The 21,680-nt window shown below is 44.1% G+C and carries 17 protein-coding genes and 1 rRNA gene; 7 read left to right on the top strand and 11 right to left on the bottom strand.

Annotation, left to right across the window (positions count from 1 at the left end; genetic code table 11):
* Together rrf and H6G92_RS25635 are read left to right on the top strand one after the other, a co-directional pair.
* Positions 1-103, top strand: a 5S ribosomal RNA gene (gene rrf, locus H6G92_RS41375); the annotation flags it as partial.
* 215 nt (positions 104-318) lie between these two features.
* Positions 319-582: a helix-turn-helix domain-containing protein gene (locus tag H6G92_RS25635; protein WP_190897086.1), complete on the top strand. Its 264-nt coding sequence runs from the start codon at positions 319-321 to the stop codon at positions 580-582.
* A gap of 138 nt (positions 583-720) precedes the next feature.
* On the opposite strand, the gene H6G92_RS25640 is transcribed toward H6G92_RS25635, so the two are convergent.
* Both H6G92_RS25640 and H6G92_RS25645 read right to left on the bottom strand, forming a co-directional pair.
* Positions 721-1,494 (bottom strand): peptidylprolyl isomerase, encoded by a 774-nt coding sequence (locus H6G92_RS25640; protein ID WP_190897088.1) that lies wholly within the window; start codon positions 1,492-1,494, stop codon positions 721-723.
* Between the two features lie 917 nt (positions 1,495-2,411).
* The gene (locus H6G92_RS25645; protein ID WP_190897090.1) at positions 2,412-2,786 is read right to left on the bottom strand and encodes a c-type cytochrome; all 375 of its coding nucleotides are present in this window, start codon (positions 2,784-2,786) and stop codon (positions 2,412-2,414) included.
* 210 nt (positions 2,787-2,996) lie between these two features.
* On the opposite strand from H6G92_RS25645, the gene petG reads away from it, so the two are divergent.
* A complete protein-coding gene (gene petG, locus H6G92_RS39715) occupies positions 2,997-3,110 on the top strand; it encodes a cytochrome b6-f complex subunit V (RefSeq protein WP_063721252.1) in 114 nt (37 codons plus the stop codon).
* A 113-nt stretch (positions 3,111-3,223) separates the two neighbouring features.
* On the opposite strand, the gene rsmD is transcribed toward petG, so the two are convergent.
* Positions 3,224-3,769, bottom strand: a complete 546-nt coding sequence (gene rsmD / locus H6G92_RS25655; RefSeq protein ID WP_190897092.1) for a 16S rRNA (guanine(966)-N(2))-methyltransferase RsmD — start codon at positions 3,767-3,769, stop codon at positions 3,224-3,226.
* Positions 3,770-3,863: 94 nt separating this feature from the next.
* Positions 3,864-4,499: an imidazole glycerol phosphate synthase subunit HisH gene (hisH, locus tag H6G92_RS25660; RefSeq protein WP_190897094.1), complete on the bottom strand. Its 636-nt coding sequence runs from the start codon at positions 4,497-4,499 to the stop codon at positions 3,864-3,866.
* 483 nt (positions 4,500-4,982) lie between these two features.
* On the opposite strand from hisH, the gene H6G92_RS25665 reads away from it, so the two are divergent.
* The 3 genes from H6G92_RS25665 (at position 4,983) to H6G92_RS25675 (ending at position 7,313) form a co-directional block, all read left to right on the top strand.
* Positions 4,983-5,225 (top strand): hypothetical protein, encoded by a 243-nt coding sequence (locus H6G92_RS25665; protein ID WP_190897096.1) that lies wholly within the window; start codon positions 4,983-4,985, stop codon positions 5,223-5,225.
* 31 nt (positions 5,226-5,256) lie between these two features.
* Positions 5,257-6,645 (top strand): DUF3370 domain-containing protein, encoded by a 1,389-nt coding sequence (locus H6G92_RS25670; protein ID WP_190897178.1) that lies wholly within the window; start codon positions 5,257-5,259, stop codon positions 6,643-6,645.
* A gap of 230 nt (positions 6,646-6,875) precedes the next feature.
* A complete protein-coding gene (locus H6G92_RS25675) occupies positions 6,876-7,313 on the top strand; it encodes a response regulator (protein WP_190897098.1) in 438 nt (145 codons plus the stop codon).
* 150 nt (positions 7,314-7,463) lie between these two features.
* Here the strand turns inward: H6G92_RS25675 and H6G92_RS25680 are convergent, their stop codons facing one another.
* On the bottom strand, positions 7,464-8,798 hold the full coding sequence (locus tag H6G92_RS25680; protein WP_190897100.1) for a hypothetical protein: 1,335 nt from the start codon (positions 8,796-8,798) through the stop codon (positions 7,464-7,466).
* A gap of 322 nt (positions 8,799-9,120) precedes the next feature.
* Here H6G92_RS25680 and H6G92_RS25685 point away from each other — a divergent pair, with 322 nt between their 5' ends.
* Entirely contained in the window at positions 9,121-9,675 is a 555-nt protein-coding gene (locus H6G92_RS25685; RefSeq protein ID WP_190897102.1) for a Uma2 family endonuclease, read from the top strand.
* 146 nt (positions 9,676-9,821) lie between these two features.
* On the opposite strand, the gene H6G92_RS25690 is transcribed toward H6G92_RS25685, so the two are convergent.
* The 6 genes from H6G92_RS25690 to rpsT all read right to left on the bottom strand — a co-directional run bounded on the left by H6G92_RS25690 (position 9,822) and on the right by rpsT (position 21,455).
* Positions 9,822-13,871, bottom strand: coding sequence for a DNA-directed RNA polymerase subunit beta'' (locus tag H6G92_RS25690; protein WP_190897104.1), 4,050 nt, complete (start codon positions 13,869-13,871; stop codon positions 9,822-9,824).
* A 90-nt stretch (positions 13,872-13,961) separates the two neighbouring features.
* Positions 13,962-15,839 carry a DNA-directed RNA polymerase subunit gamma gene (locus tag H6G92_RS41230; RefSeq protein ID WP_118169620.1) on the bottom strand — a complete coding sequence of 626 codons (1,878 nt, stop codon included), beginning with the start codon at positions 15,837-15,839 and terminating at the stop codon, positions 13,962-13,964.
* Positions 15,840-15,968: 129 nt separating this feature from the next.
* Entirely contained in the window at positions 15,969-19,268 is a 3,300-nt protein-coding gene (gene rpoB / locus H6G92_RS25700) for a DNA-directed RNA polymerase subunit beta (protein ID WP_190897106.1), read from the bottom strand.
* A gap of 747 nt (positions 19,269-20,015) precedes the next feature.
* Positions 20,016-20,801, bottom strand: a complete 786-nt coding sequence (locus tag H6G92_RS25705; RefSeq protein WP_190897180.1) for a TatD family hydrolase — start codon at positions 20,799-20,801, stop codon at positions 20,016-20,018.
* 46 nt (positions 20,802-20,847) lie between these two features.
* Positions 20,848-21,015, bottom strand: a complete 168-nt coding sequence (locus H6G92_RS25710) for a hypothetical protein (RefSeq protein ID WP_190897108.1) — start codon at positions 21,013-21,015, stop codon at positions 20,848-20,850.
* A 140-nt stretch (positions 21,016-21,155) separates the two neighbouring features.
* Positions 21,156-21,455 (bottom strand): 30S ribosomal protein S20, encoded by a 300-nt coding sequence (rpsT, locus tag H6G92_RS25715; RefSeq protein ID WP_190897110.1) that lies wholly within the window; start codon positions 21,453-21,455, stop codon positions 21,156-21,158.
* Positions 21,456-21,680: the final 225 nt, after the last annotated feature.

The raw sequence follows: 21,680 nt of genomic DNA on the forward strand, positions 1-21,680 counted from the left end.
GCGGTGGAACCACACTGAACCCTTCCCGAACTCAGAGGTGAAACGCTGCTGCGGCCACGATAGTTTAGGGGTAGCCCTACGCAAAAATAGCTCGATGCCAGGATTCATTTTTCTATCAAAGCCCCCTCATGATTTCTTGAGGAGGCTTTTGTTCTATCCCCTCAATACTTTGGGGTAAGCTGTTGCGCCTACAATTTGCATATAAGAAAGATGAATATAACTTCGGGTACAGATTGTTATGCCGGCTATTGGCTTTCTAAGCTTAGAACAAAAATAACATCATACAACAGTTGTTAAAACAAAGCGATCACTGTTGAAATGAGAGAGCGAGCTTTGATACTATTATTGATGAATGAAGGGAGAACGCAAGAAGAGATAGCGCTAATAATTGGTTTCTATCGTCGAACAGTAGCATATTGGTGCGTGTATGGAGATCCAAATACGATAGAAAGCTTAGAAGACGGAAGAATAAAAAGAGAATATAGAAAAGCTAACCAAGTTTATATAGATAAGTTATTAGAAACAGTAGATAAACATCCAAGGGAGTTAGGCTATGAATTTGATTTACTACAAATTTGTTAAGTACTAATGTACTTGTGACAGTTAGGGGGTGGAATGTGGGTTTAAACTCTATTACGCTTCTGGATAATTTCACTTAATTATTACTTGCTGACTCCGGAAAGTTACAGAAGAGGGTTAGGTTAAAGGTTTATCGCCCTCTCACTGTCTTCCTATGCTCCCCTCGCCTTGTGGTTCAGACATGATTTGCTTTTGCTGTTCTTGTAGCCAGGTTTCAAAGAGTTCATTCAGCAGCCGCGCTTTCATAAATTCATCCAGTTGTGCGGGGATAAATTTTTCCAGCCGCAAAATCACAAACCATTCAGCGATGCGGGTAGGAGGCAATATTTGGCCTGGTTGACTGCTAGAAAGCATTTGCACCATTACTGGATGTAGTGCATTCAGTTCAATTGGACCTACCAAGCCACCAGTTTGGGCTTCTGGCCCCAGTGAGTATTCTCGCGCTAAGTCAGCAAAAGAGTTTTCTTTTGCCTGAATCCGGAAGTAAAGTTCTTGGGCAATTCCCACATCCTGGGTTCGCAGCAGAGAATAAATTACTTTGTCCAGTTTTGCCTTTGACTGAAAAAAGTAGGATTCCAGTTTATTACCCCAAGTGGCTTGCTTGAATTTTTCAATTTTAAGCTTACGAGTGGTAATAACTTCTAGTTGTTCGGGATTCAGCCCTTGATGTGCCATCCAAGCCTGGACGTCTTCTTGATTTTTGAACTGTTTTTCAGCGTAAAACTGCTGTTTAGCTTGGGCTACTTCCTCAGGTGTACACTCTATAGCTACCTTCGCGGAGCGTGAGTTTTGCTCTATCGCCTCATCGATGATAAATTCGCGCTGCAACTGTGGCAGCATTTGGTAACTTGCCAGTAAGGAAATCAGTTCACTAGCTGTGATTGTACGATTACCGATTTGGATGGCTTCAGTCATTAGCTTTCGGGCATCTTAAGAATATCTGGTCTGTCAAAGAAGCTAAACCATAGCCCATTCATTGGGAGCTTTTGTCTTAATCCTACCGATTGAGATTAGCGTACCTCAATTTCGCAATAATTAAATAGTGACTTACTAACATACTTTAAAATATACAGTTTATATGAGTTTTTATCAAAGATAATACGTAAATCCGATTCAGATGTAAAGACAAGGACAAAAAACTAATCACACTTGTCGCCACTGCAACTTAGAAGATGAAGTTATCAGACTTAGCTAGGGTGCTTTGAGATAACCCTCTCCTAACAAAGGAGTTTTTAGTTAAACAGCAATGCTGGCTCTAACTCAGCTTTGTTTCATTCTGAAGGTGCACCCCGCATATGGACTGCTGCTGACAGACCGCGCTTGCTTTGCACATCTATAAAAATTCCCGTCCTCTGTTAAAAGTTCTTAGAGGATGTTTGAAAAGTCCTCTTCATGGTAACAAAACGTTCTATATCCCCCTAAATCCCCCGATAAATTGGGGGACTTTGATTCCGGTTCCCCCCTTTTTAAGGCAAGGCTGTTTCATTCCCTAAAAGGCGCTGATTTACAAGCGTTTCAAGCAAAAAAAAACAGGTGACTAAAAAATCTGATTGGGCAAGAAAATGGTGAACGCACTAAAGAATGCTGGTTGGGGTGGTAGTTTTTCTTTTTCCCACTCAAGCAAATTTCTGACTCATACTCTTGACAAAATCCCTAAGAGATCGAATGAATCAGCCCTGCCTTTTTAAGGGGGGTTAGGGGGGATCAATAAGTGCCTAAAATCACAGCCAACTACTTTTCAAACAACCTCTTAGAGATGGAAAAAGTCAAAATAGGATATGCTGCTTTTTTGTCTGAGAGATTTATGTATCCCGCAACCAAAAATCTAAGGTCTACAACGACTCTAAATAATTCAAAAGATCCGCCATTTCTTGGGCGCTAGGTTGAAATTTTGGCATTGGCGGCGTTTCGCCACTGATCACTTGGTGAATCAGTCCATATCGAGACTTGTGCTTTGAGACAGCTTGCAAACTGGGTCCTACTCGCCCATCTGCTTCCAAGCCATGACAACCAGCACAGTTAATTTGAAAGATCGCGTGTCCTTGAACTGAGTTTCCTGTTAAGGATAGAACACTCTTGACGTATGGATCGGAGGCTTGAACCAACTGAACACCAAAAAAGCCCAAAGGGACTGCTAGCAGTATAGCCAGCGTCAATAAAACGATCCGCTGAATCAAAATTTCAGGTTTGCTAATCTGGTTATCCAAAAGGTTTGCTGTGAAAGTCTAGGTGTGCTAAAAAGTTTTTATTTCCTACACATAGCTTAAAAGTTCTTGATTGTGTCTGCAAGCACAGAAGACTATTTTCTTGTGGGCAGTTGCCCTCCAAAAAGGCTGTAGAGCGCAGGATTCATACCAAATTTGGTAAAATCAAAAACAGGCAACGAATATTTAATAAATACAAAGAGGAGATTTACAGTGGTTGAACCCCTGCTATCAGGTATTGTCCTTGGTTTAGTTTTCGTCACCCTCGCCGGACTGTTTTATGCTGCCTATAAGCAATACAAGCGCCCCAATCAGTTAGGAGGGTAAGGAGTGCTGAGTTTTGAGTGTTGAGTTTTGAGTGGGGAGATGAGGGGGACAAGGGAAAATTTTCTCCTCCTGCTCCTTTGTCTCCCCCTGATCTTTTTCTGCCCCCTCTTTTCTCATTTCACAATTCTGTAGAAAGTAAGTGATGTGTTGCCGTAAATTTTTTCGCGGCAAATTTCCAAATTGGGAATCTCTGGTGGTGTCCAACCTTGTGAGGCGTGTTCAACTGCGATTTCACCGCTAGTATCTAAAAGTTGATAGTGAGCGATCGCTTCTAATACTGGCTGGTACAATCCACTGGCATAAGGTGGATCAAAGTAAATTCTATTGAATTGCTTGCCTGATAAGTTCTTTAACTGTTGGACAATATCTCCCCGCAATACCCGAAGTTCTTGCTCTGCATTAGCTACCTGTTGCCAATTTTGTTGGATGGTGGCACAGGCTCGGCTCGATTGTTCAATTCCCACTACTAGGCTGGCTCCTCTACACAAAGCCTCTGCGCCCATTGAACCAGTACCGGCGCACAAATCTAGCCAGTAACAATCTGCAATTTCTCCCTGCCAAATATTAAACACTGCCTCCCTGACCCGCGCACTGGTGGGCCTAGTTTCTTTTCCTGGTAAAGTTTTTAGCTGGCGATTGCCGTAAATCCTCAGGCTCATGATGGATTAGTTGTTATTCGTTGGTCATTAGCCATTTTCATTTATTAACAAATGAAAAAGGACAAACAACAAAAGAAAAATCACAAAAAAAGTATTAGGCAGGAATTTTTTCGCGGACTTGAGCAACAAAATTAGACAGGATTTGCAATCCAATATTAGAGGATTTTTCGGGGTGAAATTGCACTGCCATCAGGTTTTCATGGGCGATCGCAGCTGTGACGGTTTGAGTACCGTGAGTGATGGTTGCTGCACGGATTTGCGGATCTATTGGATCAACATAGTAAGAATGGACAAAATATACCCAAGGATCGGACGGTAAATGCTCCCACAAAATACTTTTTGCCTGAGTCATTTCCAGTTGATTCCAACCCATGTGAGGAATAGTAATGTCAGGTTCTGGACGAAACCGCCGCACTTTTCCTTTAATAATTCCTAATCCTGGTTGGGTGCCTTCTGCACTTGATTCAAAGAGAATTTGCAATCCTAGACAAATTCCTAAGAAAGGTTTACCAGATGCGATCGCTTCTTTGATAGGTTGTTCCAAACCACGCGCTCGCAGGTGTTGCACTGCTGGATCAAATGCTCCCACTCCCGGCAGAACTATTGCATCTGCCTGCTCTAATTCCTTTGGTGAATAAGTAACATTAGGAGTTGCCCCAGCTTTTTCCAAGCCTTTGCAGACTGAATGCAAATTTCCCATCTCGTAGTCTACGACCGCAATTACTGGCATTTACCTGCTCCTTGTAAATTTATTATGGAGGGTTTTTCTATTCTAAATAATATTTGTTATGAAGAAAAGAATTCTATTAATTTCTTTTGACAATTGGCGAAAATATCAACAGTAGAATTCTTCTGATGATTTATTATTTGAAGTTACCAAACTTGATCTGATACCAGATGACTTAAGTTTTTTACGCTAGTTACCCGTAGATGTGCAACTTGCCAGTACTCAGGTAATGAAAAAATCAATGCAATGCAATGCAATTAAACCTGATTACATCGTCTGTTGTGGCATGGGTGCAAGCCGTACACAATTAAGTGTGGAAGCAATTGCTAAGTAAGTAGGCGCGAATAAATCAAATTAGATTAAGTAATGTAAAAAATATTAAAATTATTTTGTAGTCAGGGCTTCAGCTCTTATTTGAGGACTTTAGTTCTCACTACAAACCTTGAATTATTTACGCTGCTCTACTTAAGCTGTAGAGAAATTGTTTTGCAGAGAGCAGTTGATTTAGAAAAATTAGTGGTGGGAGCAGGGGCAATTGAGATTAGCCACGACTGCGGTAAATTTGTCTGTGTTCGCATAGTGTCTCGCAGAGAGTACTTAAGCCAAAACAAACTCACGGTACGTTGTATATTTGTCTACGTTTCGGTTCTCAATCAAGAAAATTTGATGGGGATTCTTGCAGATTTCATATTAATTATTAACAAATTGGCACTTTTATCAAGTTGTTAATGTCTGTATGGTGAAAGAAATATCTAAGTATATGTTGCCATTGTTACTAATTTTCCCAATTGCCCAATCAACTCCTGCCACACCACCACCTGAAGAATTCGTGCAACTACAAGAAGTACGTCCTTTACCAGGCCATTTGGATACAGTGCCAACTTTTAACAGCAATAGTCCAGAATTGGTGTTGAAAGAAGGAATTTTACTCTCCACTTTTCCACCAGATGACAAAAAAGTGCCAACGGCGCATCTGAATTTTCCCTTTCGGGGACGATTTGATATTTTTGCCCATCACGTTGCTAAGGCTGAACCACCAGAGAATTTGCGTAGGCGTAGCCCGTCGGAGACATCGCTCTATTTAGGGATAATTTTGCATAACCCTGGTTCTGAACCAGTGAAGGTAAATATTTGGCAGGCGGCGAGTTATTTGAGTCAACCGGATGCACCATTTATTCAATTACCATCCTTTAGCCAAAATCTTTTAGGTAAAGTTTTTGCCGGGCCAGGCGATCGCGTTATGTCTGATGTGCTTAGAGGACAGCGACAAGAGATTTTCCCTGCCCAAATCGAGATTCCACCAAGGCAAAGTCGGATGTTACTAAATTTGCCAATTCCTGTGCAGGGATTGACACCACCCTTAAATGGTCGGTCTACGTTCATGCGACTGCAAAGTAATGGCACTGTCTATGCAGCCAGCCTAGCCATGTTTGCGCGTGTGAATCCCGATGGCAGTGAGCGATCGCCTACTTTGGAAGAGTGGCAAAATTTACTCAATAATAGTGATGTGTCTGGGCCACGCGATAAAACCCCCACTCCCTTAGAGGAAACTGACAAGCCAAGAATTTATGGGCGTGTTGCTGGAGTGGCTGCTGGCTCACGATGGAGAGCCTTATTAGTAGATAATCCTAAAGCTAGATATCTGACTATTCCCCAGCCAGGCCAAGTGCTTTCCTACGCTCTGAGTACCCTGCATGGCGGTACCTTAGGAACGGGTCAAATTCAAAGTGCACCCATGCTGGTGCGCTATCCTGATACCGCATATCGCGCTCATGGCAACTATGGAATTCAATATAATCTCAAGTTGCCGCTATACAACAATACTCAAAGTCCTCAAACTGTTAGTGTATCAATACAAACACCACTAAAGGAGGATCAGTTAGTCAAACCAGGGTTACGCTTTCTTAGTACACCAGCCCGTCAAGTATTCTTCCGAGGTACAGTACGGGTACGTTACAAAAATGACCAAAATCAGCCACAAACTCAATTTGTGCATTTAGTGCAAAAAAGAGGTCAACCAGGGCAACCGTTAGTTTTATTAAATATGAAAGCAGGCGATCGCTCTTTGGTAGAAGTAGACTTTCTCTATCCGCCGGATGCTACACCACCGCAAGTATTAACAGTGTCAACTCAAGCTGAACCTCGATAATAAGTCATGGGTAATGGGTAATAGCTTTTCTCCAATTACCTATTACCAAAAAATATTAGTCAAGTTCGTGAGTACTACAAAAACGCCATCACCAAATAGACAAAATATTAAGAAATTTAACTATATAGAAGTGCTTTTCACCCCGAGTTTGTGTATTTAGGATGAATACTTATTCCGCTCTATGGGTTGCAATAGAAATAGCAGACTATAGCAGGCAATAAAGGGACGGCATGGCAACCGATCAAAAAATCAACCAAGAAACTGAGTTAAATTCGCTCCAGAACCTTATTGGAACACTGATCTTACTAGTAGAGGATGAGCCAGATATTGCAGATTTACTCATCTTCATTTTGGAAGCAGCAGGTGCAGAGGTGATGGCTTTAACCGATGCAGAAGCAGCCCTTGCCTTAGTAGAATCGCTTCATCCTGATATTCTGCTGTGCAATGTAAAGCTGCCCGATCATGATGGCAATTGGTTAATTGAGCAAATTCGAGTGCATTCTTGTCAATCCCTAAGACAGTTGCCTGCGATCGCTATCACTTCTTATACACGCGAGGTTTCAAGTTATAAGGCTTTGAATGCTGGTTTTAATCGATTTCTAGTCAAGCTTGAGAGTCCAGAGGAAATCGTAGGTGAGATTGCTCACTTGCTATCTATCGATGTTTAAATCTAACTATCCCGTTTTCATCTCGTTTTTGACACTGATTTTACCCAATAGGCACTTGGAGCGTACAGCTAACTGTACGCTCCAACAAAAGGCTCTACTTTGGAAACCATATAACCCTAAGTGGGTAGAGTGAGATGTTGGATATATTTGTTATCCTCGTTGAAAACCCTTTGCTGGCTTTTGTTGCCCCTTACCCTTGGGCTTCGATTTGTTAACTTCTCCTAAAGCTTCCTGAAATAAGTTATGCAAATGTATGGGTACACTGGCAATGTCTGGCAACTCTGGTTCAATAGGTTTGTAGAATTCTTGCAAAAGTGTATCCAAGTCACTTTCAAGCCTAAACTCTGGACGTTGCAAAAATGTTTGCAACACATTTTCTAATTGAGTTGGATATTGTTGCGCTAATCGATGCCAAATAAAGGCATTAATACTTTTATCTTCAAGGTAGTAGCGAACTAGTTTTTCAGATCCTTGAACACTTTGCCAGTCCTCTGCCGATAAGATTGCTTGTACCTTACTATATGTTGGTAAAAACATTTGTCCCCAACGGGGATGAGAAAGAGCCGTTACCTGTTCTGCTTTTTTGAGTTCAGCAGGCAAATCAACCTTTGGCATCACCATTTTGCTATTGCCGCCTTTGCTGTTAAAAATTTCAGAGACTACGTTGGAATCTGCACCAAACTCTTCTGCTGCGGCTTTTATTTCCTCGTCGCCAATGCCAGCTGCTTCTGCCACTTCAGCAAGAGATTTAGAAGTATCAATTCCTGCGGCTGCAAAAGTTTTTTCAGTAATTACTTCTTGAAATTCCGCTATTTTTTTATTCAAATGGTATCCAGATAGTGTGATTTCATCAGTACCAAAAAAGTCCACAAACTGCTGATGATATTTTTCTACTGACTGCCAAGCTTCTTCTAGCAAGTCTGGAGCATCGCTGTAAAGATTACTTTTATAGTTTTCTTTGAAATTACCAATTGCTACAGCAAGTTTTGGTTTACCTAATTTACCCATTATTGTGTAGGGGCCAGATAACATCCAGTAGCTATCGGTAACGGGAGAAATGCGAGTGAGCAAGATTTCTCCGACTTTCAATCGAGATATTGCCTGTAATGTTTGAGTATTGTTTGGCTTGACGATGTAGCGTTTATCTGTCAACCAGTTCGTCAATTCAAAGCCATCAGGTAAGATGTTGGTAATGGCAAATAAGCCAATAAAACTATGATGCCAACTGTTGATCAGGTTGCGATCGCTCTGGTCTAAATCTGGATTGCTTTCAATAAACAACTCTAATGGTGACTTATCACCAACTTTTCCGGTTGTCAGAAAGCTATCGATGATTAAGTCCTGCTGTGTACTATCCCCACTTCCACGACGCAACTGTGCGGCTGCATAAGTTTCCAGTGCTTGTGCCAGTTCGCCTTCAGCATCAAGAACAAAATCAACTAAGGCTTGTTTTAATTGGTGCGATCGTTCTAATATGACATCCACAAGTTAATCTCTCGGTGTAACAGATGTAGATTATAGCTCTTGAGAGAATTGCAGCATCTAGCTATTGCTAGATTTATGGTGACGTGTACTTAGCGGACTTAGCCGTCAAGCTTCTCTTAAACTACATACAAGGCATCACACAAGGTTATTACAGATGGTTGCAACTCCAAATTCTAGCTATATATAGGACTAGTATTTGATTTTTGAAAAGATACGTAGGGTGCGTTAGCGACAGCGTAACGCACCATTCTTAAGGCTTTGGTGCGTTACGGCTTACGCCTAACACACCCTACAAATACTTAGATTTTTTCAGAAATCAAATATGATTCCTATATCTCCAGAAGACTATCTAAAAGGAGAAGAAACCAGTCCTATCAAGCATGAATATAGACAAGGACAGGTTTATGCAATGGCAGGGGCAAGTAATGCTCATGTCATTATTTCTCTTAATATTGCTTCAATGTTGAGAAATCATTTGCGCGGGAGTGCTTGTCAGGCTTATATCTCAGACACCAAAGCACATATTGAGTCCATTAACATCTATTACTACCCCGATATTATAGTCAGTTGTGACCAACGAGATAGAGCTTTTGATAACTTTCTACGTTACCCCTGCTTAATTGTAGAGGTGCTATCTCCGATAACAGAAGCCTTTGATCGAGGTGATAAATTTGCTGACTACCGACAGATGGAGTCACTTCAGGAATATGTACTTGTAAGTCAAACTCGGTTAAATGTTGAGTGTTTTCGCCGTAACCCAGAGAAACGATGGGTACTTTATCCATATGGACAAGAAGATATCATTCATCTGGCTAGTGTAGATTTTCGGTGTTCTGTTGCAGATTTCTATGAGGATGTTACTTTTGAATCGCCGTAATTGACTGACTACTAGCTCGAAAGCCAGAACCAGAATCTTGAGGATTTAAAAATGTGTTTTTAGAGAGCAAAATAAAAAGGCAAAAGAAGATTTTCTTTTGCCTTTTTGGTTTTTACCTTTTAATAGAGACGGAAAATTTCGAGTCTCTACTCGTCATCGAAATCATCTTCCTCGTCTTCCTCTTCTTCCTCGTAATCGTCGTCGTCTGCTACTTCATCGGCGATTAATTCATCTTCGTCATCTAGAACTGACCTTTCTGCACGTCTGCTACCAAAACCAGATTCCCCAAGAGTAGGAGAATCTAAATTATAGGTGCGAGCTGTACGATCATCTAAGACCATATCCAGGGGATCATCAACTTCATCCAAGACACTACTGGTAATTTCAGCAGCATAATCATCGATCGCACCGGGTTCATCATAAGTATTGTAGCCAGTACCAGCCGGAATCAATCGCCCGATAATCACGTTTTCCTTTAAGCCGCGCAGCCAGTCAGATTTGCCTTCGATCGCTGCTTCGGTAAGTACCCGTGTTGTCTCTTGGAAGGATGCGGCGGAAATAAAGCTGTCGGTGTTCAACGATGCTTTGGTAATACCCAACAATACAGGAGTATACTGTGCCCGCGCACCGCCTGTAATTGCCATAGCTTCGTTCACCTGCTCAACTTGGCGCAGTTCTACCAATTCACCAGGAAGCATGGTGGTGTCACCACCATCATCAATTCTGACTTTGTTGGTCATCTGGCGAACAATGACTTCAATATGCTTATCGGAAATATCAATCCCTTGAGATTGATACACCATTTGCACTTCATTTACCAAGAATGACTGTACTTTCTGCAAAGCATGGCTAGCACAAGCATAGATTCCATCTTCGGAACCCAGGCTAAAGAAAATTTCCAAAATTTCGTGGGGGTTGGATGGACCATCGGTTAATGGTTGTCCTGCTAACACAGTCGCTCCATCTGGTACTATCAAATTTTGTCCTGGGCCTAGAGGATAATCAGTTACCACGCCATTTGATTCTACGACCTTGATAGCGATCGCTTCATCACCACTTTCAGCGTAAACTACCTTAACTTCACCCGCTCGGCGACATAAAATGCACGCTTCTTTAGGTTTACGAGCTTCAAGCAGTTCCTCAATCCGGGGCAAACCTTGAATAATATCTCCAGTTTTGGCGCGTTCAAACACCAACAACACCAAGTTATCACCCCGTTGTACCAAATCGCCATCTTCTATCTGCAACACAGCACCAGGGCTGACTCGATAGGGGCGACCAATGCGGGTAGTAATAACGTAGTTTTTATTACTCAGAGCGGATTCCCCAGCTGATGCAGCAGCTGCACTTTTGATATCTTCTACTTGCCCTGATTCTGGGGCAAAAACTCCAGGAGCAACTTCTGTACCTTCTACTAGCAAGTCACCCACTTTCACCTTTGGCTGAGTACTAGTATTAATGGTAAGCCTGTCAGCATCGCGCAAGACCAAGCAGCGACGCACATTTTCGGTTCCTTTTCGGACGCCCCGCACTATCCCGCCTTCTTTACACAAGATTTGGGTACGTGCTACCACAGATCCAGGGGCGATGGAAAGCCCATCTTGTACCTCAAGTGTTGTCTGGGTGCTACCTTGGGTGGCATCAGCAGTAATGTCTCGACGAATTACCAAGGACTCCAAAATCACTAGCTGCAAGCGCTGAACTTCTGGGTCTTCAGTATCCTGTACCAATTCAATATCTGCTGCTAAAGGCGAAGCATTGTGGTCTTGTTCGCCTTCTTGCTCAATTTCTAGCACTAGCTGGGTTCGCAGCAGTTCCACGCCTTCAACAGATTTGACGCGTTCCGAATCTTTGTAAGGTAGTCGCTGCACAGCCCGCAACTGAATCGATCGCCCGGTTTGTTGACTTACCGATGTCGTTGATGGCACATCTGGATTATCAGGGACGGCAAACTCAACTACTGGACGGCTCAACAGGGCGGGGCCTTCTGGTGTCTCTACATACTGGATATAGCGCAATTCTGTGGCGACGTTGCCTTGAAATTCCTCACCTGGTTGGATGAAGGTGTTATCTCGCCCGATAACTGATTCTGGATCGTCCACCATCAGCAGTTCCCCTGGCTTCACCACAACTTCCCGCAGGATGTCGTTTTTCTGGGTGACTTCTACCACACCGCTGTTTTGGCAGAAGATATCTTTTACTACCTCGGTGCCAGCTTCCACAAACTGACCGTCTTCTACCAACAGCAAGGAGATATCTTTATTAACTTCGTGGCTTTCTTCGGGAATCCACAAAAGGGTACCACCCTGCACGACTTCATAACCCAGCTTGGCTTTGCCTTTTTTCTGGACTTCTACACCCGCGAATTTCAGGAAACCACCAGTGGTTGTGCGATAGCGGTCATCAATTAACTCAGCTACCACTTGACCATTTTGCACTTTTGTGCCTGGTGTAGCCCGGAGGTTAAATACTTGGCTATTGCCAGTGGAGACTAAGTAGTTATTGCGACCTTGAGAACTTTGGACTGTCACCGTTGCCTGGTCTAAAACCACAGAAGCGGTGATAATCTCAATTTCCCTGGTACTCTTACCAGGGGTAGCTTCTGGCAAGCGCACGACACCGCCGTGCAAACTGCTTAACTTGGTTTCTGCTAAAACTCCATTAGAGGCGATCGCATCACCATTTTTGACCACCAATTCTGCACCAGGTGGCAAGTTATAAACTTCCCCAGACAAAATCCAAATCAAACCACCGCGTGCGGCTGTGGTTGTGGTATTACCTTGACGGTCAGTTTTTTGTTCTGGGACTACTTCGGCAAATTGCACTTCCCCTGCTAAGTCAGAGGCTACATCTTTAACTGCTTTTTCTGTATTAGTCCGAGTTGTGCGTCCACCAAGGGCAACTTCTGCCAACAACTGACCTTGTTTTACCTTATTTCCATCAAATACATATAGTGTTGAACCTTGGGTCAGATGAACCTCTTGGTTCTCTGGGGTAACATCACCTACTTTTGTTGGCTCCAAAAGCATGATGCCATTAGCCTCAACATAGAGGGCATCTTCCCCGTGGCGGGTACGATATGTTCTGGTCTTCAGTTTGCGGGGAAGCTTAACAGTTCCATCGATTTTAGAACGAACTTGTTGCGCCACTTCCCCAGTAAACACCCCACCTGTGTGGAATGTCCGCATGGTTAGCTGGGTACCAGGTTCGCCAATACTTTGGGCGGCAATAATCCCCACAGCTTCGCCCAAGTCTACCATCTTGGCGTGGGCCAAACTCCAGCCGTAGCAGTGTTGACAGACAGAACGTGCAGCTTCACAAGTTAGGGGCGATCGCAGCATAACTTCTGCCACCCCAGATTTTTCGATTTTCTTCGCTAAGTCCTCAGTAACTGGAGTATTGCGTGGTGCAATTACTTCTTTTGTCACTGGATGCAGCACATCTTCGCCAATTACCCGTCCCATCAAGCGGGTTCCTAGAGGGATCAAGGTTTTAGCACCTTCTGTCATTGGTCGAATGGGAATTCCTCTGGTGGTACCGCAGTCAAATTCCCGAATAATCACATCCTGGGATACGTCCACCAAACGGCGGGTAAGATAACCAGAGTCAGCCGTCCGCAAGGCAGTATCCACCAATCCTTTTCTGGCACCGTAAGACGAAATAATGTATTCCGTCACAGTCAGTCCTTCACGGAAGTTGGTTTTGATGGGTAAATCGATAATTTCCCCTTGAGGATCTGCCATCAGTCCCCGCATCCCTACCAATTGCCGCACTTGAGAGATGTTACCCCGTGCCCCGGAGAATGCCATCATATATACGGAGTTCAGGGGATTAGTCTTCTTGAAGTGGACGACTACTTCATCTTTCAAGGCTTCACTAGTACCATTCCAGGTATCGATTACCTTTTGGAAGCGTTCTACTTCAGTGATTTCTCCCCGTTGATAACGGGTTTCAGTAGCGCGAATTTCTTCCTCGGCTGCTTCTAAGAGCAATCGCTTAGTTGGTGGTATCATCAAGTCATCTACACTGATGGAAACCCCGGCTTTGGTAGCGTAACGAAATCCCAAATCTTTCAGTTTGTCCGCCATCACTGCGGTTCGTGCCGTACCATAATGCGTAAAGGCCCAAGAAATTAAATTTCTCAGTTGACCTTTATCAACCACCCGATTGCGAAAAATCATTTTTTCGTTAGTCATTAGTCATTAGTCCTAAATTAATAGTTAGGAGTTAGAAGTTAGGAGTTATTAATTACAAACTCCTAACTCCTAACTTTTCACCCCTCACTTTTAGCTTGCAAGTGCTTCCTGAATGGCATTGTTATAAATAACGCGGCCAGGAGTTGTATATATATACTGAGAAAGGACATTGCCTTTAGCGTCTTGTCTGACTCGACGGAACTTATAGAGCAATGTGCGGGTACCATCCTCGTTTTCCGTCACTTTCACGGGTTCTGTATCCGGTTGGTCTGATTCTATTTCACCGTCAAACCGCACATAGATATAGGCGTGCAAGTCAATTTGATCTTGCTGGAAAGCCATAATTACATCCTCTAGCGAAGAAAAGTAATTTCCTGCTCCTTTTGTCGCACCGGGATTTTCTGCTGTTAAATAATAGGCTCCCAACACCATATCTTGGCTAGGCGTGATGATCGGTCTACCCGTGGCTGGTGACAAAATATTGTTAGAAGCCAACATCAACAACCGCGCTTCAGCCTGACTTTCTAACGAGAGAGGGACGTGTACCGCCATTTGGTCGCCGTCAAAGTCGGCGTTAAACGCTGGACACACCAGAGGATGCAGTTGAATCGCTCTACCTTCTACCAAAATTGGTTCAAAAGACTGAATACCCAAGCGGTGCAATGTTGGTGCCCGGTTTAGCATTACAGGGTGTCCTTCAATCACCTCTTCCAGCACATCCCAAACACTGGGATCGTTGCGGGATATCAGCTTTTTCGCAGCTTTGATGTTATTTACCATGCCGCTACGAATCAAGCGGTTAATCACAAATGGTTGAAATAGCTCAATCGCCATTTCTCTAGGCAAACCGCACTGGTGAATTTTCAGCTTTGGCCCGACCACAATAACCGAACGTCCAGAGTAGTCAACTCGTTTACCTAACAAGTTTTGTCGGAAACGTCCTTGTTTACCTTCAATAATGTCGGACAAAGATTTCAGTGGTCGGTTATTTGCCCCTACCACAGTGCGTCCCCGACGACCATTGTCAATCAAAGCATCCACTGCTTCTTGCAGCATCCGCTTTTCGTTCCGCACAATAATCTCTGGTGCCAAAATTTCTTGCAAGCGTGCCAAACGGTTGTTGCGGTTAATTACCCGCCGATACAAATCATTCAAATCGCTGGTGGCAAACCGTCCGCCATCTAGTTGCACCATTGGGCGCAAGTCGGGCGGAATCACGGGAATAACTGCCATTACCATCCACTCTGGTTTTGAACCAGTAGCGATGAAGTTGTCAATTACCCGCAGTCGCTTAATTAGCTTGGCTCTCTTTTGTCCCTTGGCGTTGCCAATTTCTTCGCGTAGGCTTTCCGCTTCTTGTTCCAAATTGATATCGGCAAGCAAACGCAACAGCGCTTCAGCCCCAATACCTACCTCTACGCCTTGCAGTACAGAATCTTCGCTATAAATTTGGTCTTCTATTTCCAACCACTGGTCTTCACTCAGTAGTTGTTTGTAAGTTAAAGTTTCGGCATTACCAGGACTCAGGACAACATAAGAGTTGAAATAGACAATCTGCTCGACATCCCGCAAGGGCATATCTAACAGGATGGAAATATAGCTAGGAATACCCTTGAGATACCAAACGTGAGCTACTGGTGCGGCGAGTTTAATATAGCCCATGCGGTGACGACGCACCCGTGACTCGGTGACTTCTACTCCACAGCGCTCACAGACAATCCCTCTGTGACGAACTCTTTTATACTTACCACAATGGCATTCCCAATCTTTCGCGGGGCCAAAGATGCGCTCACAAAATAAGCCATCCATTTCTGGCTTGAGAGTTCGGTAATTAATCGTTTCTGGCTTGGTAACTTCACCGACTACTTGGCCATTGGGCAATGTTCTCTCGCCCCACTGCCGAATCCGTTCAGGGGAAGCCAAGCCGATTTTTACGTAGTCAAACTGATTAGTTTGGGCAGGTCTCATCTTTCTAATTTCTAATTCGTAATTCGTAATTCGTAATTAACAATTTTTAATTCGTAATTAACAATTTCTAATTCGTAATTCGTAATTGAAGAATTAATTACGAATTACGAATTATCAATTACGAATTATTTACTCGTCTTCTTCCAGCGATTCGCGGGAAAGAGATTCGTATGTTGGCCGAGGAGGTGTGCGACGGGCTGATTGGTCTGCCATCAAATCGACTTCCACATCTAGGGAACTACCGTCTGCTTGGGTTTCTACCTTGTGTACGGCAATGTCTAACCCCAATGATTGCAACTCGCGCATTAGCACCTTAAAGGACTCTGGGGTTCCAGGCCGAGGAATTGCCTTACCTTTAACGATCGCATTTAACGCTTCATTCCGTCCTTGCATATCGTCAGATTTAACTGTGAGCAATTCCTGTAAGGTGTAAGCGGCACCAAAGGCTTCCAATGCCCAGACTTCCATTTCTCCAAACCGCTGACCACCTTGTTGTGCTTTACCACCCAAGGGTTGCTGAGTCACCAGTGAGTATGGGCCTGTGGAACGGGCGTGGATCTTATCGTCCACCAAATGCACCAGCTTCAGCATGTAAGCCACACCGATGGTAATTGCTCGGTCAAAGGGTTCGCCTGTACGACCGTCATACACCATGATTTTGCCTGGGTTATCTGGGTTATATACCCAGTCTTTCCCTGTTTCGTCTCGTGCTTCTTGCAATTTGCCATGCACGATTCGGCGAGATGACTCTTCACCGTACATTTCATCAAAAGGAGTAATCTTAAATCGCACTCCCAAGGTTTGACCAGCCCAACCCAAGAGGCACTCAAATACTTGTCCGACGTTCATCCGGCTGGGTACACCCAAGGGGTTAAGTACAATGTCCACTGGTGAACCATCGGGCAAATAAGGCATATCTTCCGCTGGTAAGATTCGAGAAATAATCCCTTTATTACCGTGGCGTCCTGCCATTTTGTCGCCAACTTGGATTTTGCGTTTTTGAGCGACATACACCCGGACTACCATATTGGCTCCTGGTGGCAGTTCATCGCCTTGTTCACGAGTAAACAAGCGCACATCAACTACGCGACCTTTTTCACCGTTTGGTACTCGCAGGGAATTGTCCCGCACATCTCGCGCTTTTTCACCGAAAATTGCCCGCAACAGTTTTTCTTCTGGCGGTTGGTCAGATTCACCTTTGGGTGTTACCTTACCCACCAAGATATCCCCAGCCTCTACCCACGCCCCAATGCGAATGATTCCCTGTTCATCCAACTGACGCAAGGCATCTTCCCCGACGTTGGGAATTTCTCTGGTGATTTCTTCTGGCCCCAGTTTGGTCTGTCTAGCTTCAATTTCATATTTTTCAATGTGAATTGAGGTGTAGACATCATCCTGCACCAGTCTTTCAGAGATTAAAATCGCATCTTCGTAGTTGTAGCCTTCCCAAGGCATATAGGCAACAACGATATTTTGTCCTAGCGCCAATTCACCGCCTTCGGTGGAGGAGCCATCAGCCAATACCTGACCTGCAACAACCCGTTCCCCAATACGGACGAGAGGTTTCTGATTTAAACAGGTGTCTTGGTTGGAGCGTTGGTACTTGGAAAGGGTGTACTTAATTTCTGGGGTATTAGGTTTAGGACGGACGCGAATTTCTGTAGCATCCACATAAGTGACATCGCCATCGGTACGCGATACAATCACCATCCCGGAGTCTCTTGCTCCTTGGGCTTCCAAACCAGTACCCACTAGAGGACGCTCTGGCTTAAGCAGGGGGACTGCTTGCCGTTGCATGTTCGATCCCATCAGCGCTCGGTTAGCGTCATCATGCTCCAAGAAGGGAATCATGCTGGTTGCTACCGACACAATCTGTACGGGAGATACTGCTACGTAGTCAACCTGTTCTGGTGTTGTGGTGGAAAATTCTTGACGATAACGGACTGGCACTAGTGGCCCAATAATGTGCCCGGTTTCATCTACAGGAATATCTCCCGGAGCAACCCGTAGATCGTCTTCTTCATCGGCTGTCATGTAGGCTGGAGGCAGATCAAATCTGACTCGCCCATTTTCTACAGGTCTAAATGGTGTTTCTAAGAACCCATACAGGTTAACCCGTGCATGGGTTGCTAAGGAGCCAATCAATCCGGCGTTGGGGCCTTCTGGTGTCTCAATGGGGCAAATGCGTCCATAGTGGCTAGGGTGAATATCCCGAACGGCAAAACCAGCGCGTTCACGGGTTAAACCACCGGGGCCAAGGGCACTTAGACGGCGTTTGTGGGTCAGTTCTGCTAAGGGATTAGTTTGATCCATGAACTGACTTAATTGGCTCGAACCAAAGAATTCTTTAATTGCTGCTACCAATGGTTTGGGGTTCACCAAAGAAGCAGGGGTTAGCACTTCAGCATCGGATACGGTCATCCGTTCCCGAATAATTCTCTCTAAACGGTTTAAGCCCACCCGCACTTGGTTTTGCAGCAATTCTCCGACGCTTCTCACCCGACGGTTGCCTAAGTGGTCAATGTCATCGATATTACCAATGTCATATTCTAGGTTGATTAGGTAATCTACAGCTGCCAAGATATCGCCAGCAGTCAACACGCGCATTGTGTCGGGAACAGAAAGGCGCAATTTCTTGTTAAGTTTGTACCGTCCAACGCGACCAAGGTCATAACGTTTCGGGTCAAAGAAACGAGAATCTAGGAGTTGTTGTCCACCTAATACTGTGGGTGGTTCACCAGGACGCAGTTTCCGATATAACTCCATGAGGGCTTCTTCTTCAGAAAACTGCCCTTCTTTTTCGATGGTTTTCTGGAAATATTCGGGGTGGCGTAAGGCATCAAAGATTTCGTTATCTGATAAACCCAAAGCCTTTAGTAGTACTTGCGCTGAGAGTTTGCGGGTTTTATCGATGCGTACCCACACCAAATCGTTACGGTCTGTTTCAAATTTCAGCCATGCTCCCCGGTTGGGAATTAAGCTAGCTGAATAAGTACGTCGCCCGTTTTTGTCAATTTCTGATTTGTAGTAGACTCCTGGCGATCGCACTATTTGGTTGACAATTACCCGCTCGGCTCCGTTAATAATAAACGTGCCGCGATCGGTCATCAAAGGCAAATCTCCAATGAATACCTCTTGCTCTTTGATTTCCCCGGTTTCCTTATTAATCAACCGTGTGGGAACATACATTTGAACGGCATAAGTGCTATCCCGCCGTTTGGCTTCTTCGACGCTGTACTTTGGCTCCTTGAGTTTGTAGTTATGACCCAAAAAATGCAGTTCTAATTTGCCCGTATAATCTGTAATAGGACTAAAGGAGTTAAGTTCTTCTATCAGCCCTTCTTCCAAGAACCAACGAAAGCTTGATCGCTGGATTTCAATTAAGTCGGGCAACAGAAAGGCGGGTTCCATGTATGTTTCTTTAGTCATGCCTCTTCCTTTGTCAACCTGGTAAAATTTTCCCTTGGACACTGCTGTTTGATGCTTCCCACTGCTAGCCAGTGTCCTTAGCTGTTTGGGAACTTCTTCTTACACACTTGCTATTTACAGGTGTGGGCAAACGCAGCGATTAAAGCTGGAATGAGCAATTTGGACAAAGGGGTAATCACCCGCGATCGGGGACTCAGACGCCAAAAACCCACTATAGTCTTGATTTAAGAAGAATATACAGTTGAGATATTCCTGAGTTTTATCTACTTTCTTCATTTCCCCTCCAAAAAGCGCGTTAATTTGCTGACGCAGCTCTAGACGGTGTGTCTTAAATCCACCCCGCTATTTATACTCTCAGTGATATTCTAGATATCCTAAGACTGAGGGAATGATCCGCACCTTGTCGGCTTTGAATCAGAATCACTTCATTTTGCTGGATTGTACTCACAAGGCAATTTCGTTTAACGATTTTGAATAGGTTCAATAAACACCAAGCCGGTGTTGTGCAAAAGTCTAGCTCAACCTGGGTTGGCACGGTTAGTCATGTGTGGAGAGCATCCGCTTGTAGAGATTTGGAGGATGGCCAAGCCGATAACAGCACGGAAAAATAGGCTCAGAAATTTTAGGTTCCTTCCTTTATCATTATGGCGCAAGCAAAATGTTTTTGAGGGAATAATATTAGCATATTTTTGTCCCCCTAGAGTTTTATTTTTTTAGCACAATTGAATAAAAGAGATCAAAGACACTTTATATTGACAGACCAAATAATTTACAGGCATTCTGGGTGGTTTGATCGGCGATCGCCTCTACCGTTTCTTGACGCAGTTTAGCTACTTGCTCGGCTACATAAAGCACGTAGGCAGGTTCGTTGCGCCTCTCGCCTCGTTTAGGAACTGGGGCGAGAAATGGGCAGTCTGTTTCAATCAGTAGGCGATCACTACTCACCATCGCAGCTGAGGATTGGATTGCTTTGGCGTTTTTGAACGTTACCGTCCCGCTAAAGCTGATGTAGAAGCCTAAATCGAGAAACCATTGAGTTTCTTCTGGCGTTCCTCCCCAGCAATGCATAACACCCCGCACTCTTTCTCCTTTAAGTTCCCGCCATTTTTGCAACACTTTTCTAGTTTGGGCAGCAGCATCGCGGCAGTGAATAATCACTGGTAGGTTGAGTTCAGATGCGATCGCCAACTGCGACTCAAACACCATAAGCTGATGGTCATAGTTATCAGCTTTATAAAAATCCAACCCCATTTCCCCGATGGCTACCACATTCGAGTCAGAACTTGCCAAAGTTTTGATTTTATCAGCTGTCTCGCTATTCCATTTATCAGTATCTAAAGGATGTAATCCTACGGCAAAGCTGATTTCGGGAAACTCGTGTGCTATGGATTGAATTCTGGAAAACTCTTCTGGGTGAACACAGGAATGTACTAAACGTACTACTCCTGCTTGTTGCCACCGCGATCGCACTGTTGCTAAATCCGGCTGGAAACTATCAAAGTTGAGATGTACGTGCGTGTCTATCAGTTGCATTCTTTGCCCTTTGTCATTAGTCATAAATTATTAGCCCTTATCACGACTAAGGACAAATGACCCTGCGGGTAAATTTTTCTACTGTGGTTGCCGCTTTGTGATCACCAAGCGGCTCAAGAGGTAAACCACGCCCGCCAATTATTTTAATTTGGCACAGCCAAAACAACGTCAGTGGCTCATGGGGAAGCACTGCGGCGGACGGGTTAAGAACCATAGAGCAAGTGGTGTGGAAACCCTCAAGACTGCACTGAACTTACCATTCCCCTTGGCGTTTCACCCCACTAGCTAGAACTTTAGGAAAGTTCGTAACGCAGTGGTTTCTTGAATCAGAACACAGCACTGACTCACCAATAACTATTCAGCAACTGCTTGAGCTATGGGTTTTAGTTTATGAGCCAATCTCGACTTTTTCCTTGCCCCATTGTTGGGGTGAAGGACACCCCGTTTGATCGCTTTATCGATTTTGCCGTAAGCCTCGGATAACCGAGCCTGTACTTCTTGATTTAATTCTGGGGTAGGATTAGCTGCATAGACAGCTACAGCATTAAAGTATTTCTTCATCAGCGTCTTGACTGCTGATTTGTAAGCTTTGTTACGCAGTCGGTTACGTTCTGCGATTTGGGCACGCTTGAGAGCAGACTTTGTATTCGCCACAGTCAATTCCAAAAATACTATTAATATGTACACACACTACTAGACTTACTAATATAGCATCCAAATTGCCAATGTTATAATTTCCTAAAAAAACTATCATTGGAAATTGGGTACTAGAGGGGGAAGAATTTAGTCCCTTTCCCTGATCCCTAATCTCCAGTCCTTAATTTGGTGTGTCGTCAATTTAGGAAATGCGTTAAAATGAGGTACATCAAATAAAACAGT

The sequence above is a fragment of the Nostoc foliaceum FACHB-393 genome, assembly GCF_014698505.1.
Classification (GTDB): Bacteria; Cyanobacteriota; Cyanobacteriia; order Cyanobacteriales; family Nostocaceae; genus Nostoc; species Nostoc foliaceum_A.